The 17,356-nt window shown below is 71.5% G+C and carries 15 protein-coding genes and 1 tRNA gene; 11 read left to right on the top strand and 5 right to left on the bottom strand.

Annotated elements, in window-relative coordinates; translation table 11 throughout:
* Nucleotides 1–113: 113 nt before the first annotated feature.
* The 3 genes from AB0D31_RS03020 to AB0D31_RS03030 all read right to left on the bottom strand — a co-directional run bounded on the left by AB0D31_RS03020 (nt 114) and on the right by AB0D31_RS03030 (nt 2,832).
* A complete protein-coding gene (locus AB0D31_RS03020) occupies nt 114–1,079 on the bottom strand; it encodes a DUF5926 family protein (protein ID WP_362716144.1) in 966 nt (321 codons plus the stop codon).
* A gap of 260 nt (nt 1,080–1,339) precedes the next feature.
* Nucleotides 1,340–1,951 carry an ATP-binding protein gene (locus AB0D31_RS03025; RefSeq protein WP_362716147.1) on the bottom strand — a complete coding sequence of 204 codons (612 nt, stop codon included), beginning with the start codon at nt 1,949–1,951 and terminating at the stop codon, nt 1,340–1,342.
* A 53-nt stretch (nt 1,952–2,004) separates the two neighbouring features.
* Nucleotides 2,005–2,832 carry a glycerophosphodiester phosphodiesterase gene (locus AB0D31_RS03030; protein ID WP_362716149.1) on the bottom strand — a complete coding sequence of 276 codons (828 nt, stop codon included), beginning with the start codon at nt 2,830–2,832 and terminating at the stop codon, nt 2,005–2,007.
* A gap of 233 nt (nt 2,833–3,065) precedes the next feature.
* Here AB0D31_RS03030 and AB0D31_RS03035 point away from each other — a divergent pair, with 233 nt between their 5' ends.
* Nucleotides 3,066–4,661 carry a trypsin-like peptidase domain-containing protein gene (locus tag AB0D31_RS03035; protein ID WP_362716152.1) on the top strand — a complete coding sequence of 532 codons (1,596 nt, stop codon included), beginning with the start codon at nt 3,066–3,068 and terminating at the stop codon, nt 4,659–4,661.
* 478 nt (nt 4,662–5,139) lie between these two features.
* Nucleotides 5,140–5,226, top strand: a tRNA-Ser gene (locus AB0D31_RS03040).
* An 84-nt stretch (nt 5,227–5,310) separates the two neighbouring features.
* On the opposite strand, the gene AB0D31_RS03045 is transcribed toward AB0D31_RS03040, so the two are convergent.
* Nucleotides 5,311–6,174, bottom strand: coding sequence for a bifunctional DNA primase/polymerase (locus AB0D31_RS03045; RefSeq protein ID WP_362716155.1), 864 nt, complete (start codon nt 6,172–6,174; stop codon nt 5,311–5,313).
* 485 nt (nt 6,175–6,659) lie between these two features.
* Here AB0D31_RS03045 and AB0D31_RS03050 point away from each other — a divergent pair, with 485 nt between their 5' ends.
* The 9 genes from AB0D31_RS03050 to AB0D31_RS03090 all read left to right on the top strand — a co-directional run bounded on the left by AB0D31_RS03050 (nt 6,660) and on the right by AB0D31_RS03090 (nt 16,394).
* Complete coding sequence (locus tag AB0D31_RS03050; RefSeq protein ID WP_362716157.1) at nt 6,660–6,971, top strand: hypothetical protein; 312 nt, start codon at nt 6,660–6,662, stop codon at nt 6,969–6,971.
* A gap of 487 nt (nt 6,972–7,458) precedes the next feature.
* Complete coding sequence (locus tag AB0D31_RS03055; RefSeq protein WP_362716159.1) at nt 7,459–8,628, top strand: acyl-CoA dehydrogenase family protein; 1,170 nt, start codon at nt 7,459–7,461, stop codon at nt 8,626–8,628.
* 203 nt (nt 8,629–8,831) lie between these two features.
* Entirely contained in the window at nt 8,832–9,773 is a 942-nt protein-coding gene (locus AB0D31_RS03060; RefSeq protein WP_362716162.1) for a bifunctional MaoC family dehydratase N-terminal/OB-fold nucleic acid binding domain-containing protein, read from the top strand.
* Nucleotides 9,773–10,948: an acyl-CoA dehydrogenase family protein gene (locus AB0D31_RS03065; RefSeq protein WP_362716165.1), complete on the top strand. Its 1,176-nt coding sequence runs from the start codon at nt 9,773–9,775 to the stop codon at nt 10,946–10,948. The genes AB0D31_RS03060 and AB0D31_RS03065 overlap by 1 nt, the downstream gene beginning before the upstream one ends.
* Nucleotides 10,945–11,373, top strand: a complete 429-nt coding sequence (locus AB0D31_RS03070; RefSeq protein ID WP_362716168.1) for a MaoC family dehydratase — start codon at nt 10,945–10,947, stop codon at nt 11,371–11,373. The genes AB0D31_RS03065 and AB0D31_RS03070 overlap by 4 nt, the downstream gene beginning before the upstream one ends.
* Entirely contained in the window at nt 11,370–12,536 is a 1,167-nt protein-coding gene (locus tag AB0D31_RS03075; RefSeq protein ID WP_362716169.1) for a lipid-transfer protein, read from the top strand. Before AB0D31_RS03070 ends, AB0D31_RS03075 begins: the two co-directional genes overlap by 4 nt.
* A gap of 184 nt (nt 12,537–12,720) precedes the next feature.
* Nucleotides 12,721–13,770 carry a DUF1906 domain-containing protein gene (locus AB0D31_RS03080; RefSeq protein WP_362716172.1) on the top strand — a complete coding sequence of 350 codons (1,050 nt, stop codon included), beginning with the start codon at nt 12,721–12,723 and terminating at the stop codon, nt 13,768–13,770.
* A 155-nt stretch (nt 13,771–13,925) separates the two neighbouring features.
* A complete protein-coding gene (locus AB0D31_RS03085) occupies nt 13,926–14,471 on the top strand; it encodes a SigE family RNA polymerase sigma factor (protein WP_362716174.1) in 546 nt (181 codons plus the stop codon).
* A 267-nt stretch (nt 14,472–14,738) separates the two neighbouring features.
* Nucleotides 14,739–16,394, top strand: a complete 1,656-nt coding sequence (locus AB0D31_RS03090; RefSeq protein ID WP_362716176.1) for a long-chain fatty acid--CoA ligase — start codon at nt 14,739–14,741, stop codon at nt 16,392–16,394.
* Between the two features lie 229 nt (nt 16,395–16,623).
* Here AB0D31_RS03090 and AB0D31_RS03095 read toward each other — a convergent pair whose 3' ends face one another.
* A complete protein-coding gene (locus AB0D31_RS03095; protein ID WP_362716178.1) occupies nt 16,624–17,208 on the bottom strand; it encodes an antibiotic biosynthesis monooxygenase in 585 nt (194 codons plus the stop codon).
* Between the last annotated feature and the right edge of the window lie 148 nt (nt 17,209–17,356).

The raw sequence follows: 17,356 nt of genomic DNA on the forward strand, positions 1-17,356 counted from the left end.
TCGGTCGTTCGCAAATTCGATCTCGGTAATTCGGACACCGATTTACCTGCGAGTACGGCGAGTTGTGACAGGAGTCACCTGGCGGGCAGCCGGAAGGGGCGCCGCCGTCACTCTCAGCTGAGCGTCACTTGGCGGTTGGTGAGCCCGCCGCGGGCCCGGCGCTCGTCCGCGGTGAGTGGCTCCTCGCTCGCGAGTGCGCCGGCGAGCCGCTCGGCGAACTCGGCGGCCGGCTTCTCGCACTCCTCGGCGCCCATGCCGGCCGGCAGGTCCCAGACCGGCACGGTCAGGCCGTGCGCACGGAAGGAGCCCACGAGCCGGGTTCCCTCACCGAGGGAGGACGTGCCGGCCGCGTGCAGCCGCGCCAGCGCGTCGAGCAGCTTCTCCTCCGGGTGCGGCATGACCCACCGCAGGTGGTTCTTCTCCGGGGTCTCGCACCAGTACGAGGCGTCGACCGACGTCAGCCGTACGGTCGGGATGGCGGCGGCGTTGGCGCGCTCAAGAGAGGCCGCGACCTCGGTGGCGGCGCTGTCCGCGTCCGGCACCCAGAACTCGAAGCCGGTGTGCACCTCCGGCTCGAACGGGGCGGCCGGGTCGAGCAGGTCCTGGAGGCGGGGGCCGTCGGACTCGGCGCGCTGGGCGGCGACCGGCGAGCCGGGCTCGGCGACCAGCGCGCGCTTGAGGGTGTCCGCCAGATCGCGGCTGAGGTCGCCGGAGGGGGTGTCGTTCTGGAGGCCGAGCAGCACCGAGCCGTCCTCGCGGCGCAGCGCCGGCCACGCCATCGGCAGCACGGTCGCCAGCGTCACCGAAGGCACGCCGTCGGGCAGCGGGTCCTTCAGCGTCAGCGGCACGGTCGCCGCCGGGACCAGTTCGCGCAGCGCGACCCAGTCGCACTCGCCGGCCAGGCCCTCGAAGGGACGCTGGACCAGCTCGGTCACGGCGTGCGACGCGGCCCGCCCGTGACACGCCTTGTAACGGCGGCCGGAGCCGCACGGGCAGGGCTCACGGGCCCCGACGACCGGGATCTCCCCGTCGCTGATCTGCGGCTTGACGGCCTTCGCCTGGGGACGCTTCTTGGCCATGGTGTGGCTCTCTCCCGACTGCGGTGGTGCGGTGTCGCTGTGTCGGGCGCGAGCCTAGCCGCACGAACCGCCCGGACGCGGCCGAGCCGGACCTTCGACCCGCCCGGTCACTGCTCGGCGCCGCCCGGGCCTCCCCGCCACTGCTCGGTGCCCGGTCCCTGCTCGGTGCCGCCCGGCTGCCCGGTCGCCGCCCGCCGCACCCAGCCGGCCCACCACCGCCGGCCCGGCCTCCGCTGGTCCGTCCTGCGCCCGGCTTCCGCTCACTCCAGGTCGTCGAACGCGTCCGCGAACTCCAGGCTCGGCACCGTCGCCGGTCCTGCGACGCGCGTAGCGAAATCGTCGTGGTGATGCCCCGCCGTGAGGATCACCCACACCGTGACCTCGCCGGACGCGCTGTCCCGTACGCCCCAGTCCTCGGAGAGGGCGTTGATGATGTTCAGCCCCCGGCCACCGCGCGCGGTCACCGACGGTGTCGCCGGGATGGGCCTGGTCGGGCCGCCCCCGTCCGTGACCTCGACCGTCAGTTGCCCCGACTTGTCGATGTGCCAGGCCGCCTCGATGTCGCCGTCACCGATGTCGGACCGTCCCAGCGGCCTGCCGTGCCGGCAGGCATTGCTGAGCAGTTCGGACAGGATCAGTACGGCATCGTCCACGACCGGCTCGGCCACCCCGTTGCCGAGCAGTTGCTCGCGCATCCGGTGTCGCGCCTTGCCCACGCCCGCAGGGCCATGGGGTACGGCCATGCTCGACGACGTGGGCACCTCCTGTGCCACCACCAACGCCACCCCCGAGACCTCCTTCGCCCCACGCCACGGTGTGAATGCCCCAATGGACTGGACCGGAAACCGGCCAACCGGCGTCGGGAGACGCATTCGTCACGGTCGAATACGGAGCGAACGCGCCGGTGCACACCCTGTAAGGGGCTTTACATACGCCCGAGTTGGGACAGGACCTGTTTTGGCCGGTTGGTGATGATTGCGTCCACTCCGAGGCTTACGCACAGGTCGACGTCCTCGGGTTCGTTCACCGTCCAGACGTGCACGCGGTGCCCCGCGCGGTGCAACCGCTCGATATAGGCGGGGTGGTTGCGCACGATGCGCATACCGGGGCCGGCGATCCGCGCACCGGCCGGCAGCCGCCCGTCGCGCAGCCGCGGCGACAGGAACTGCATCAGGTAGACGGTCGGGATGTCGGGGACCGCTGCGGTCACCCGGTGCAGGGAGCGCGCGGAGAAACTCATGATGCGGACCGGGGAGGTTTCACCGGCCGGCGGCGGCTGAGTGAGGCCGAACCTCTTAAGGAGGTCGACGAGACGCTCCTCCACCTGGCCGGCCCAACGGGTGGGGTGTTTGGTCTCGATGGCCAGCTCGATCCGGCGCCCGGCGTCCGAGACGAGTTCGAGCAACCGCTCAAGGGTCAGGACGGAGGTGAACTCGCGGTCCTTCCAGTCCGGGCTTTCCTCGCTGTCCTTCCAGGAACCGAAGTCGAGCGCGGCCAGATCGGAGAGCTCCAGGGTGGACACGGCGCCACGGCCGTTGGAGGTGCGGTTGACCCGCCGGTCGTGGACGCAGACGAGGTGGCCGTCGGCGGTGAGCCGGATATCGCATTCCAGGGCGTCGGCCCCGTCCTCGATCGCCTTCATGTACGCGGCGAGCGTGTGCTCGGGCGCGTCCTCGGAGGCTCCTCGGTGGGCGACCACCTGGACGCGGGCGGGGTCTGGGGTGTGCGGGCTGTGCTGCCGTGCTTGGGTCACCGCGTCATCGTGCCACCGCCGGGGCACAGGTTGGCGCACGAATACACAGCTCCTGCTTACAGTGGCCTGACGTGCGGTGGGAAAAGCTGAGCGGAGTCATCCGCACCGTGCGGGGTCCGATGTCGGACCCCTGACGCACCATGGGTGGTGCCGAGCCCCATGCCGGAGCCCGGCAGCCAGCCGGCCCCGCCGGACCGTCCCCAAGACCGAGTGGAACCCGAGGAGAGCAAGCTGTGAGCACCGAGAACGAGGGCACCGCGGTTCCGGCCGTCCCGCCTGCCCCGTCGTCTGCACCTGCTGCACCTCCCGCGCCCGCCGCAGCCCCCGCACCTGCCGCAGCTCCCGCCCCGGGCGCGGCCCCCGCGCCCACCGACGCCCATGCCGCCCATACCGCCCGTTCGGACGCGGCGCCCGGTGGCGCGGAGAGCACGCTCGTCCACGAACCCGTACCGCCGTCGGCCGGGGCCGCCCCGGGGCACGCACCGGACCCGGCCACCGCCCCGCTGCCCGCAACCCCGGGCGCCCCGGCGGCGCCGGCGTACGCGGCGCACGAGTCGGCTCCCCCGCAGCAGGGTGGCGCCGGCTGGCCGCCGCCCCCGCCGGTGCTCCCCTCCTACGGAGGCGGTGGCGCGGGCAACCCGGGCGAGCCCTGGGGCGCCCCGCAGCCCCCCGCCCCGCGCAAGCGCGGCGGCGGAGGCCTGATCGCCGCGGTCGTGGCGGCCGCCCTGGTGGCCGGCGGGATCGGCGGAGCCATCGGCTACTTCGCCGCGGACCGGGATAACGGCGGGTCGGGCTCCACCACGGTGGCCTCCTCGGACACCCCCAAGGACTTCAAGCGCGACCCGGGCACGGTGGCCGGGGTCGCCGCCAACTCGCTGCCGAGCGTGGTCACGATCGACGCCCAGGGCAGCGACGGTGAGGGCGGCACGGGCACCGGCTTCATCTACGACAAGGAAGGCCACATCCTCACCAACAACCATGTGGTGGCCTCCGCGGCGAGCGGCGGCAAGCTGTCCGCGACGTTCTCCAACGGCAAGAAGTACGACGCCGAAGTGGTGGGCCGCGCCCAGGGTTACGACGTGGCCGTCATCAAGCTGAAGAACGCCCCGTCCAACCTGAAGCCGCTCTCCCTGGGCAACTCGGACAAGGTCGCGGTTGGCGACTCGACCATCGCGATCGGCGCGCCCTTCGGTCTCTCCAACACCGTCACCACCGGCATCATCAGCGCCAAGAACCGTCCGGTGGCCTCCAGCGACGGGCAGAACTCCAAGGCCTCGTACATGAGCGCCCTGCAGACCGACGCCTCCATCAACCCGGGCAACTCGGGCGGCCCGCTGATCAATTCGGCCGGCGCGGTGATCGGCATCAACTCGGCGATCCAGTCGGCGGGCACCGGCGGCATGGGCGGCCAGTCCCAGGCAGGCTCGATCGGCCTCGGTTTCGCCATCCCGATCAACGAGGCGAAGAACGTCGCGGAGCAGCTCATCAAGACCGGGCAGCCGGTCTACCCGGTGATCGGCGCCTCGGTCGGCATCCAGCAGGGCAGCGGCGCCGCCCCGGGCGGCGGCACGGACGGCGCCCAGATCTCCCAGCAGGGCAGCGGCAGCCAGCAGCCGATCACGCCGGGCGGCCCCGCGGACAAGGCGGGCCTGAAGCCGGGCGACGTCATCACCAAGTTCGGCGACATGCCCATCGACAGCGGCCCGACGCTGATCAGCGAGATCTGGACGCACCAGCCGGGCGACCAGGTGCAGGTGACGTACACGCGTGACGGCAAGGAGAACACGGTGACGATCACGCTGGGCGAGCGCAAGGGCGACAGCAACTGACCGGCCGCCGGTAGGCCCAGGCCCACAGCACGCAGGGCCCGTCGGCTCGTAGGCCGTAGCCGCCCGCGATGACGTTCGTGAGAGCGTCACCGCGGGCGCGCTGCTGCGTGGGCGCGTGCATATCGGCCAAAGCCGCCCGACCACTGGCTTGTTTTCCTGCACTGGCCGCAGTGGCGGGACGGCCAGGGGAGGCGGTTTGACGCGCCGCTGCACGGGTGGCCACGGGGACGTCGACAAGCCCGAACACTTCCATGTCCTCGGAAACGGCCCGAACTTCCACGCGGTCGCGGACTCGATCCGGATGATGCTCCGAGAAAAGAAGAGCGCCACCGCCCCCCGATGACGTGATGCTTCGAGAAAGGAAGACGGCGCCGACCCCCGCTGACGCCCCGCAGCACACCACCGCGCGGCCCCCGCCCCCGCGACCCGCCCGAGGCCGGTACGCTGTACCCGCTCCGTCGCTGGTCGGCGGGGCGAGGGTGGGTTGCCCGAGCGGCCTAAGGGAACGGTCTTGAAAACCGTCGTGGCAGCGATGTCACCGTGGGTTCAAATCCCACACCCACCGCAGTCGCAGGCCCCAGGGCCTGCTGTGAGAAGGGGTGTTCCGGATTTCCGGGCGCCCCTTCTCGGCGTTCGCAGGGGCCGCTCCTTACCGTGCCGCGCTCATCCGTGCCGCCGAGGCGATCGTCGCGTGGGCCTCGTGTGGGGTGAGGCCGGTGCGGATGGCGGCTGCGGTGAGAGCGGCCGTGAGGTGCTCCCCGATGCCGTTCTCGTAGGCCCGGCACGCCGCCCAGAACAGGCGGGTGTTGCGCTGGCCCTCGTGGGCGGCGAGGACGAAGCGCACCAGGCCCTGACCATGATGGTCGCCGGGCCGGTCGGGGTGGTGGGGCCGTGGCGGCGGGGTCAGCAGGTCGAGCAGGGTGCCGGGGCAGGGGGCCGGGCCGAGGTGGGCGGTGCCGGGGGCGAGGCGGTAGACGCCCCGGTGGGTGAGGGAGCCGGGCCCGACGAGGTACCCGCCGGCGCCTCGGATGTCGATGCCGGGGGCGAGGCGGCTCGCCGAGTTGGGCACGACCGCGTCGGGCGGCCCGGTCAGCCATATGTGGCGGCCCCCGCTCGGGGTGATCACGACCACGGTCTCGGGGATCGTGAACAGGTGGCGCAGCGCGAGGTGTTGGAGCGCGGCCGTGGCGTCGGCGCCCGGAGGCTTCGTGTCGAGGTCGATCCCGATGAGGTGGTGCGGGGCCCGGCCGCAGGCGATGCCGTAGCCGGTGGCCCAGGGCGCGGCCGCGAACAGCGCGCGCACCCTGGCCGGGTCGGCGGTCGCGTCGTGCACCCCGTGCCCCGGGAGCCCGCACTCGCCGCGGCAGAGCACGGGATGCGAACCGTTGCGGTGCGGCGAGGGGAGCGCGGGGAGCTTGGTGCGTGACAGCGGGATGACGGGCAGGCCGCGCTCGGCGGCGGACAGGGCGTGGGCGAGGGCCAGGGTGGCTGCCTGCCGGTCGATGGTGGCCATGGCTCCATGTTCGTACGAATGTTCGAGAAAAGGAATCCCTGTCCGGGGCTGCTCCGCTCACACGGTTTCCGGCCCCACCCCCGACCCCACCCGTGGGGCGCGACGGCTCGGTGGCGTGCCGGTGTCTTTCAGGTGAGCTGAGGGTGGCGGCCAAGGTTGGCCGAATCTGAGCGGAAACGGTTCTTCCCTTGGGGCGGCGCGGCTCCGCGGTGGATAGGTCCGTCCTGGCCGGAGAGTTGGTGTCGCATTGGGGGTTTATCGACATGTCCTCACGCTTGCGGGCGAAAGGTACCCCGATGACTGGTTCGCCGGGGATTCGGTGGGCAACTCTGATCTCGCGACGTCGTCACCAAGCGTCCGAGGCGGCCGGCCAACTGCCTGGGAACAGACCGCACTTACCTCATGCACGAGAGGTACGGGCGGTCCGGAACGCCGAACCAACAACGCCGAACCAACCCGTACTTCTGGTTCCTGGAGGAATTGACATGGCAAGCATCCGTACCGCTCGCGTCCTCGCCACCGTTGCCGCGCTGCCCCTCGCCGCCGCCCTCTTCTCGGGTGTGGCCACCGCCGACAACGGAGCCATCGCGGGCCACGGATCGAACGCGGCGGTGGCGACCATCAGCGGCAGCGGGGTCGGACACGACAACCGGGGGAACTCGTCCACCTCACAGCAGCAGGCCGTCGGTTCCGGCGCCTCGAACCAGAACAACACCGCCCAGGTGAACGGCTCCGCGTTCACGTCGATCAACCAGGGCAACCACAATGTCGCCGTGAACTTCACCCGCCTGTGGTGACCCGCGACCCCTGCTGCGGGGTCCGGTCCATGGGGTGAACGACGGCCCGGGTGAGAGTGCTGCGGCACGGCCACCCGGGCCGTTCGCGTACACCGGGAGGGTCGCCCCGGGAGCGGCGGCCCGGAGCGGTACCGCTGGAAGCGATATCCCGGAACGCCCCGGGAAGGGGCGCCACGGGTGCGTCTGACTGGGCGCGTGCCGTTGGTGCGCCGGGCCGGTGCGGGACGCCGACGCGCGGTCGGCCGCCGGTGCGTGTGATGCGCGGGCATTGACAGCCGAGCCGTATCTGACGGACAGTCAGGAAACGTTTGGGGCGCAGCTCATCCGTACGCGCGCGCATCTCATCGGTTACGCACGCGCACGCGCGCCTCATCAGTTACGCACCAGCACCCGCACCAGTACCTGCACCAGCACCAGCACCCGCACCCGCACCCGCACTCGCACCCGTACGCATTCGTACGTCCCGTACGCACGGAAGGCCCCCGTCGTGCACCTCGCCCCGACCGAGCGCCAGCAGCGGTTGCGCGCCGAACTCCGCGCCTATTTCGCCCGGTTGCTGCCCGCAGGGCCGGGATCGGGGGCCGACACGGACCCGAACACCCAGCGCTCGCTGCTGCGCCGGATCGGCGCCGACGGGCTGCTGGGGCTCGGCTGGCCCGTCGAATACGGGGGCCAAGGGCGCGGCGCCGACGAGCAGTTCGTCTTCTTCGACGAGGCCTACCGGGCAGGCGCACCCGTCTCCATGGTCACCCTCAACACGGTCGGGCCGACCCTGATGAAGTACGGGACCACCGAGCAGAAGGCGTACTTCCTGCCCAGGATCCTCAGCGGCGATCTCGTCTTCGCGATCGGCTACAGCGAACCGGAGGCCGGTACCGACCTGGCCGCCCTGCGCACCAGAGCCGTGCGGGACGGCGACGCATGGGTGGTCGACGGGCAGAAGGTGTTCACCTCCAACGCCCAGAACGCCGACTGGATCTGGCTCGCCTGCCGCACCGACCCCGCGGCGCCCAAGCACAAGGGTATTTCGATCGTCCTGGTGCCGACCGGCGCGCCCGGATTCTCATGGACCCCGATCGAGACGGTCGGCGGTCTGACCACCACGGCCACGTACTACGACGGCATCCGGGTGCCGCTCGGGAACCTGGTCGGCGAGGAGAACGCGGGCTGGGGACTGATCACCAACCAGCTCAACCACGAGCGGGTCGCGCTCGCCGCGATCGGCATGCAGGCCGAGGATTTCTACGAGGCCGCGCTCACCGCCGCCTGTACGCCCGATCCGGTGACATCCGAGCGCCGGGTTGACCACGAATGGGTGAAGGCGAAGGTGGCTGCCACACACGCGAGGCTGGCGGTGAATCGCCTGCTCAGCTGGCGTTTGGTGGGGGATGTCGGGGCCGGAAATCTGGCGCCGGGAGACGCCAGCGGCGTGAAGTTCACGGGAACGGAGTCCGCGGTCGAAACGTATCGAATGTGTCGGGAAATCGTGGGGGACGCGGCCCTGATACGGGGCGGTTCGCCCGGCGTCTTCGGGGACGGGGAGCTGGAGCGGATGAACAGAGCGGCACAGATCAACACGTTCGGGGGCGGGGTGAGCGAGGTGCAGCGGGAGATCGTCGCGACGATGCGGCTCGGGATGAAACGGGGGAAGCGGTGAGAGACGGGGGCGGGGTGAACGGGGTGGGTGAGGAGAAGGGGCCGGCCCGGGTGGGCGAGGCGCTCGGGGAGCACGGCGGTGACGCATCGGGCGGTGTGAGCGGGGGGTTGGGAGGCAACGGAGGTGGCGCATCGGCTGGGGCGAGCGGGGGGCTTGGGGGGCACGGGGCCGGCGGAGCGGCCGGGGGGCTCGGGGGGAGCGAGGTGGAGTTTCTGGGCCGGCTGAAGAAGTTCGAGGGGCAGGCCGCGGCGACCGCGGGGGTGGGCAAGGACCTGGTCAACGAGGCGATGATCCGGCACTGGTGCGAGGCGATGGGCGACACCCATGCCGCCTACACCGGGCCCGACGCCGTAGCGCCGCCGACGATGCTCCAGGCCTGGACGATGGGCGGCCTGTCCGGACACGGGGACGGCACGGGCCGCGCCACGGCCTACGACGAGCTGTTCGAGCTGCTGGACGACGCCGGTTACGCCTCGGTGGTGGCGACGGACTGCGAGCAGGAGTACGTACGCGACCTGCGGCCCGGGGACCGCGTCAGCTACGACGCGGTGATCGAGTCGGTGTCGGAGCGCAAGACCACCAAGCTCGGTACCGGCCACTTCATCACCACACGGATGGACGTCCTGGCCAACGACGAGCTCGCCGGCACGCACCGTTTCCGCATTCTCAAATACGCGCCCGCGCATCGGAGTTTGCGGCAGTCGGCCGATGCCGAACGACCCCCTGACCGGTCGCCTCGGTCCCGGCCCGCGCGCCCCCGGCCCGTGGTCAACCGGGACAACGCCGGGTTCTGGGCGGGCGTGGCCGAGCGTCGGTTGCTGATCCAGCGCTGCGACGACTGCGCCGAGTTGCGCTTTCCCTGGCTGCCGGGGTGCCACGCCTGCGGTTCGACGGGGTGGCACACGGTGGAGGCGAGCGGCGAGGGCACGGTGTTCTCATTCGTAGTGATGCACCACCCGCCCTTTCCTGCCTTCGACCCGCCCTACGCGGTCGGCTTGATCGAGCTCGCGGAGGGCGTGCGGATGATCAGCAATGTGGTCGGGGTGGCGCCGGACGAGGTGCGGATCGGCATGCCCGTACGCCTCGAATTCACGCGGGTGGACGACGAGCTGGAACTTCCGCTCTTCCGGGCGGAGGTGGCCTGATGGACTTCACGCCCACCGATGAGCAGGCCACCGTGCGCGACCTCGCGGCGCAGATCTTCGGAGACCTGTCGACCCACGAACGGCTCGCCGCGGCCGGCACGGGCACGGACGCCGAGCTGTGGAAAGCGCTGTGCGGGGCCGGGCTGCTCGCGGCCGTCGAGGAGGTCGGTCTGCTCGGGCTGGTTCTCGCCCTGGAGGAACAGGGCAGGACCACGGCACAGGTCCCGTTCGCGGCGGCCTGCGTCTACGGCGTCCTGCCGCTCAGCGCGCACGGCACGGCCGAACAGCGCGAGCGGCTGCTGCCGGCGCTGCGCGAGGGTACGGCTGTGGTGACCGGAGCCTTCCCCGCCGGAGCGGGCCGCGTACGGGCCCTCGGTGAAGCCGAGTTGAGCGGGGTGGTACCGCTCGTGCCATGGCTGCGGGACGCCACCCATGTGCTGGTCCCGGACGTGGAACGGCGCCTGTGGCTGGTGCGGGTCGCCGACGCGGTGACCGAGCCGGTGGAGACGACCGCGCCCTGGTCGGCCGGGCGCCTCACGCTCGACTCCACCCCGGCCGAGCGGGTGGGCGGGGCGCACGCGGGGGCCGGAGCGGACACGGGAACGGGGGTGGACTCGGAAACGGGGATGGACGCGGAAACGGGGATGGACGCGGAAACGGGGATGGACAAGGAGACGAGGGTGGAGACGGGGGCATATGAGGACGTGCTGGCCACCGCCCGCACCGCGTTCGCCGGACTCCAGGCAGGGGTGTGCGCGGGCTCGCTGGCCAGAGCGGTCCTGCACACCACGACCCGTGAGCAGTTCGGGCGGCCGCTCTCCACCAACCAGGGCGTGCTGATGCGGGCGGCCGAAGCGTACATGGACACCGAGGCGATACGGGTCACGTCCTATGAGGCGGCCTGGCGGCGGGATGAGAGGCTGCGGTACGGGACGCACGCGCTGACGGCGGCGTGGTGGGCGTCCGAGGCCGGCACCCGTGTCGTGCACACGGGCCAGCATCTGCACGGCGGCCTCGGGGCGGACCTCGAACACCCGGTGCACCGGCACTTCCTCTGGGGACGGCAGCTCGACGCGTATCTGGGGTGCGGCGCCGAACTGCTCGCGGAATTGGGGGAGTTGATTGTGCGGGAGCGAGAGGGGCGAGAGTGGCGAGAGGGGCTGGTGGGGGTATGAGGGCGGGAGACGAGTTGCCGCCGCTGGAGGTAGCGATCACCCGGACCCTGATCGTGGCCGGCGCGGTGGCGTCGCGCGACTACCAGGACGTGCACCACGACGCGGTGCTCGCGCGGGAGAAGGGGTCGCCGGACATCTTCATGAACATCCTCACGACCAATGGTCTGGTCGGCCGGTACATCACGGACTGCTTCGGGCCGACGGCCCGGTTGCGGGCGGTGAAGATCCGGCTCGGGGCGCCCAACTACCCCGGGGACACCATGACGCTGACCGGCAGGGTCACCGAGGTGGAGGGGGACGTCGCCGTGGTGCGGGTGACGGGAGCCAACGGGCTCGGCCATCACGTCACCGGGACCGTACGGGTATGGGTGCCTGCGGCGGGACCGGTTGAGCCGACAGCTCTCGGCAGGGGGGTGGAGTCATGAGCGTGCGGGGGGTCGATGCGCTAGGTGGGCGGGCGGCGGTCGTCGGGATCGGGGCGACCGAGTTCTCCAAGGACTCCGGGCGCAGCGAGCTGAAGCTGGCGGTCGAGGCGGTCCACGCGGCGCTCGACGACGCGGGGCTCGCGCCGTCGGACGTCGACGGCCTGGTCACGTTCACGATGGACACCAGCCCTGAGATAGCGCTCGCGCAGGCGACCGGCATGGGCGAGCTGTCCTTCTTCTCGCGCGTCCACTACGGAGGCGGCGCGGCCTGCGCCACCGTGCAGCAGGCGGCGCTCGCGGTCGCCACCGGGGTGGCCGACGTGGTGGTCTGCTACCGGGCGTTCAACGAGCGTTCGGGGCGGCGCTTCGGTTCCGGGGTGCAGCAGCGCGAGCCGTCGGCGGAGGGTGCGGCGCTTGGCTGGGCGCTGCCGTTCGGGCTGCTGACGCCCGCGTCCTGGGTGGCCATGGCGGCGCAGCGCTATCTGCACACCTACCGCCTGACGCCCGAGGCGTTCGGCCATGTCGCGGTCACCGACCGCCGCCATGCCGCGACCAACCCGGCGGCCTACTTCTACGGCAAGCCGATCACCCTGGCCGACCACGCGGCGTCGCGGTGGATCGTCGAGCCGCTGCGGCTCCTGGACTGCTGCCAGGAGACCGACGGCGGACAGGCGATCGTCGTCACCACCGCGGAACGGGCCCGGGATCTGCGGCAGCGGCCCGCCGTGATCAGCGCGGCGGCGCAGGGGGCCGGCCGTCGTCAGGAGGCGATGACCAGTTTCTACCGGGACGCGATGGCCGGGCTGCCGGAGATGGGGGTGGTCGCCCGTCAGCTGTGGCGGAGCTCGGGGCTCGCCCCCGCCGAGATCGATGTGGCGATCCTGTACGACCACTTCACACCGTTCGTGCTGATGCAGCTGGAGGAGTTCGGGTTCTGCGGTCCGGGCGAGGCAGCCGATTTCGTCGCGGCGGACGCGGTGCCGCTCAACACGCACGGGGGGCAGCTGGGCGAGGCGTACCTGCACGGAATGAACGGCATAGCGGAGGGGGTGCGGCAGATCCGGGGCACATCGGTGAACCAGATACCGGGCGCCGCACACGTCCTGGTCACGGCCGGCACGGGCGTCCCCACGTCGGGGCTGGTCCTGGGGCGGGACGACTGACAGCGCCGGGGCTGGGCGTTGGCCGTTGGCCGTTCGTTGGCCGTTGGCCGTTGGCCGTTGGCCCAGGGTCGATTGACGGCGCCGGCATGGCTCGGGCAGGCCGGACGGCTGATCCTCCGCACGGACGGCCGACGCGACGGGCTGAGCGGTGGCCGGGCCGTGCGCTGGGCCGTTCACTCGGGCCATGCCCCGTCCCAAGATCAAAGAGTCCCTGGCGCGTTCCGGGATCGAAGAGTCACCGGTGCGTTCCGGGATCAAAGAGTCCTCGGCCCGTTCCGCGCCGAGCCCCACCACCTCCTCCGCCTCCCCCCGCTCCTCCTGCCGCCCCTCCGACTCTCCCTCCGCCGCCCCCTCCACCACGTCCGCCACGTCCACCACGTCCGCCACGTCCGTCACCTTCCCCAAACTGCTCACCGTCGGCCTTGCCGCCCTCCTCGCCCTCGTCACGCTGCTGTCCCCCACAGCAGCAGCCGCGACACCGGCCGATGACGACGGGCCGGACGACGAACGCTTCGCGGTCGCGCCGCACTTCACCGGGGCGGCCTTCGACATCTGCAACACGCCGTCGCTGGCCGCGATGCGGGGCTGGCGGAGCTCGTCGTACCACGCGGTCGGCATCTACTACGGAGGCCGCGGACGCCACTGCACGGCACAGCCGAATCTGAACAGGAACTGGGTGAGCGAGGTGCACGACATGGGGTGGCAGGTGCTGCCCGTGTTCGTGGGCTCGCAGGCGCCGTGCGTCTACGCCAAGAACAAGCAGGGGGTGCGGATCGGGAAAGAGCCCGCGAAGCAGGGCCGGTCCGAGGCGGCCCAAGCCGTGCAGGAGGCGCAAGCACTCGGCATCCTGTCCGGCAGCCCGCTCTTCCTCGACATGGAGGCGTACAACGTGGGCAACGCGTCGTGCGCCCGCATCACGCTCGACTTCGTGCGGGCCTGGAACCACGAGGTGCGCGGACGCGGCTACCTCCCCGGGTTCTACAGCAGCGCCGACTCCGGGGTACGGCAGATGGAGCAGGCGAGACAGTCCGGGGTGGGCGACCTTCCGGCGGTGATCTGGTTCGCCCGCTGGCACACCGAAGCCGCCGTATATGAGGAGGAGTCGCTGCGCGAGGACGCCTGGCACCACTCGCGCATCCACCAGTACGCGGGTGATGTGACGGAGACGCACGGCGGGTACCGGATGGCGGTGGACCGCAACCAGGTCGACGCGCCGGTCGCCCGCATCGGCTGAGTCGGCCCTTGCTGCCCGGGCTGAACCCTGAGGGCCCGGGTCGCGTCCTCCACCTTCAGGAGGTGCAGCCACCCCCACCCCTACAACCTGAGGCGGACACCGCTTCGGGACCTGGGGCCGATCCCGGGGGGCCTTCGCGCTCATAGCGTGGAGCCATGACAACGCCCGTCTGCACCACCGCCTCCCGGGCGGCGACGCCCTACCCCGCGTACGCGTCCTTCTCGTCGTACGTCCGCGCCAGGGGCCCCGTGCTGCTGCGCACCGCGCGCTCGCTGACCGCGAACGCGAGCGACGCCGAGGACCTGCTGCAGACGGCGCTGACCAAGACGTACGTCGCCTGGGACCGCATCGAGGATCACCGGGCGCTCGACGGCTATGTGCGCCGCGCCCTGCTCAACACCCGTACGTCGCAGTGGCGCAAGCGCAAGGTCGACGAGTTCGCCTGCGAGGAGCTGCCCGAGCCGGAGACCGTGGCCGGTCCCGACCCCGCCGAGCAGCAGGTGCTGCACGACGCCATGTGGCGGGCGGTCATGAAGCTGCCCGACCGCCAGCGGGCCATGGTCGTCCTGCGGTACTACGAGGACCTGAGCGAGGCGCAGACCGCCGAGGTGCTGGGTGTCTCCGTGGGCACGGTCAAGAGCGCGGTGTCGCGCGCGCTCGGCAAGCTCCGCGAGGACCCGGAGCTCGAACCCATACGGTGACGCTTACACGGCGACGCCCCTACGGTGACGCGTACACGGCGATACCCACGGCGATACGCCCGGCGACTCGTACACGGCCATACCCCGCGGTGACGCGCGGTGACGGCCGGATCTCATGCCGCGCTCGCCGGCGGAGTATCTCCAGGTAACTTCGGAGAACCGGACCCGAAACTACTCTCGGGTAGTGACATACCGCGCGGTACGTGAGCAGAATTCGGCAGACCCTATCGCCACAGAGCGCACCGTAGCGCTCACCGGGAGGACGCCGTGCTGAGCACCATGCAGGACGTACCGCTGCTGATCTCGCGGATCCTGACCCACGGGTCGACGATTCACGGCACGTCCCAGGTCACCACCTGGACCGGTGAGGCCGAACCGCACCGCCGCAGCTACGCCGAGATCGGCGCCCGGGCCGCTCAGCTGGCCCACGCCCTGCGCGAGCTCGGGGTCGAGGACGGCCAGGCGACCGGCACCCTGATGTGGAACAACGCGGAGCACGTCGAGGCCTACTTCGCGATTCCCTCCATGGGCGCCGTGCTGCACACCCTCAACCTGCGGCTCCCCGCCGAGCAGTTGATCTGGATCGTCAACCACGCCGCCGACCGGGTGGTGATCGTCAACGGTTCGGTGCTGCCGCTGCTGGTCCCGCTCCTCCCCCATCTGCCGACCCTCGAACACCTCGTGGTGTCGGGTCCCGGCGACCGCTCGCTCCTCGACGACCTCGACGGCACCGGCCCGCAGGTGCACGAGTACGAGGAGCTGCTCGCAGGCCGTCCCACGACATACGACTGGCCGGAGCTGGACGAGCGCAGTGCCGCCGCCATGTGTTACACCTCCGGCACCACGGGCGACCCCAAGGGTGTCGTCTACTCCCACCGTTCGATCTATCTGCACTCCATGCAGGTCAACATGGCGGAGTCGATGGGCCTCACCGACCAGGACACCACGCTGGTCGTGGTGCCGCAGTTCCATGTGAACGCCTGGGGCCTGCCGCACGCCACGTTCATGTCCGGGGTGAGCATGCTCATGCCCGACCGATTCCTCCAGCCCGCTCCGCTCGCCGACATGATCGAGCGCGAGAAGCCGACGTACGCGGCGGCCGTCCCCACCATCTGGCAGGGCCTGATCGCCGAGGTCACGGCCCGGCCGCGCGACCTCAGCTCGATGCGGAACGTCACGATCGGCGGTTCGGCCTGCCCGCCCGCGCTGATGGAGGCGTACGACAAGATCGGTGTGCGGCTCTGTCACGCCTGGGGCATGACGGAGACCTCGCCGCTCGGCACCATGTCCAACCCGCCGGCCGGGCTCACCGCCGAGGAGGAGTGGCCGTACCGCATCACGCAGGGCCGCTTCCCCGCCGGGGTCGAAGCGCGGCTCACCGGACCCGGTGGCGGGTTCCTGCCCTGGGACGGGGAGTCGGCGGGCGAGCTGGAGGTGCGCGGCCCCTGGATCGCGGGCGCGTACTTCGGCGGTGTGGGCGGCGAGGACTTCCGCCCCGCCGACAAGTTCAGCCCGGACGGCTGGTTGCGCACCGGTGACGTCGGCGTCATCAGCCCCGACGGCTATCTCAGCCTCACCGACCGCGCGAAGGACGTCATCAAGTCGGGCGGTGAGTGGATCTCCAGCCAGGAGCTGGAGAACGCCCTGATGGCCCACCCCGAGGTCGCCGAGGCGGCGGTTGTCGCCGTGCCGGACGCCAAATGGGGCGAACGCCCGCTCGCCACAGTCGTGTTGAAGCCCGGCGCCACGGCCGACTACGCCGCCCTGAAGGAGTTCCTCGCGGGGCGGATCGCCAAGTGGCAGCTGCCGGAGCGCTGGGCGCTGGTGGAGTCGGTGCCGAAGACGAGTGTGGGCAAGTTCGACAAGAAGGTGATCCGCCGGCAGTACGCGGACGGGGAGCTGGATGTGACGGAGCTGGGCTAGGCAGGCGGGGGCCTGGGCGCACCCGGCCGGCGGGCGCGGGCCTGAGGGTCACCCTCGGCCAGGGGGCACCGGCCTGGGGGCACCGGCCTGGGGGCACCGGCCTGGGGGCCCCGGCCTGGGGCCCCGGCCTGGCGGAGCACCCCCGGGCACCCCTGTGCGTGCGGCCCGGCGTGTGGCAGTCGGCATGTGCTCGCCCGGTTGGGGTGGCGTGGCGCGGCGCGGCGCGTGCCTACGCGTGCAGCCAGCGGCGGAGCAGACGGCTCGTCGTCGGCATGGCGACGTACGTCATGAGCACGCTGAACAGCACGGTGAACACAGCCGTCCGCGCCACCAGCGGGAGGCCGGTCAGATAGGGGCCGAGCACCGCGTTGCCCAGCAGGGAGATCGGGAAGATGGCGAGGCCCGAGCTGATCGCCATCTTCCAGCGGGGCGGCGCGGGCCGGGACGCGCCGGGCTTGGCGAACCAGGTTTCCATGCCGGTCAGTTCGCGCCGGGCTATCTCGGTGTGGTGGTGCCCGGTGCAGTTGGAGAAGAACAGCGCCCGCTCCTTCGAACTCTGCCAACGTTCGAGCGCGGCTGAATCCCGGAAGCGGTGGACGAGGAACCAGGGTGCGCCGGGGGCGGCGGGCCGGAAGAGTCCGTGCCCGAGGTGCCCGGAGAAGCGCCTCGCCGCGGCGAGGATCTCGCCCGCCCACTGCTCGAACGCTTCCTCGTACCCCTCCTCGACCTGGCGGGCGATGAGCAGGGTGACCTCGCCGTTGTCGGCGGGGACGGTGGTGTGTTCCTGACGCATGGCGGAGCGCGTGGGGGCCACGGGTCTCTCCTCGTGGTTCGTACGGTGTCGCGCGCCGCAGCCAGCCTACGCATATGACCGCGTGACACCAGGTCCCCCGAGCGACCCCGGCGGGCCCGCGGTGGCCCGCCGTCCCCAACGTGGGCCCCACGTCGGGCCCACGTTGGGC

Source organism: Streptomyces sp. NPDC048361 (genome assembly GCF_040651795.1).
Taxonomy (GTDB): domain Bacteria; phylum Actinomycetota; class Actinomycetes; order Streptomycetales; family Streptomycetaceae; genus Streptomyces.

Bases quoted from the DNA above. Each gene is read 5' to 3' on its own strand.
- AB0D31_RS03025 (WP_362716147.1), bottom strand. From the start codon at position 1,951: ATGCGTCTCCCGACGCCGGTTGGCCGGTTTCCGGTCCAGTCCATTGGG.
- AB0D31_RS03020 (WP_362716144.1), bottom strand. From the start codon at position 1,079: ATGGCCAAGAAGCGTCCCCAGGCGAAGGCCGTCAAGCCGCAGATCAGC.
- AB0D31_RS03065 (WP_362716165.1), top strand. From the start codon at position 9,773: ATGGACTTCACGCCCACCGATGAGCAGGCCACCGTGCGCGACCTCGCG.
- AB0D31_RS03080 (WP_362716172.1), top strand. From the start codon at position 12,721: ATGCCCCGTCCCAAGATCAAAGAGTCCCTGGCGCGTTCCGGGATCGAA.
- AB0D31_RS03075 (WP_362716169.1), top strand. From the start codon at position 11,370: ATGAGCGTGCGGGGGGTCGATGCGCTAGGTGGGCGGGCGGCGGTCGTC.
- AB0D31_RS03050 (WP_362716157.1), top strand. From the start codon at position 6,660: ATGGCAAGCATCCGTACCGCTCGCGTCCTCGCCACCGTTGCCGCGCTG.
- AB0D31_RS03070 (WP_362716168.1), top strand. From the start codon at position 10,945: ATGAGGGCGGGAGACGAGTTGCCGCCGCTGGAGGTAGCGATCACCCGG.
- AB0D31_RS03085 (WP_362716174.1), top strand. From the start codon at position 13,926: ATGACAACGCCCGTCTGCACCACCGCCTCCCGGGCGGCGACGCCCTAC.
- AB0D31_RS03045 (WP_362716155.1), bottom strand. From the start codon at position 6,174: ATGGCCACCATCGACCGGCAGGCAGCCACCCTGGCCCTCGCCCACGCC.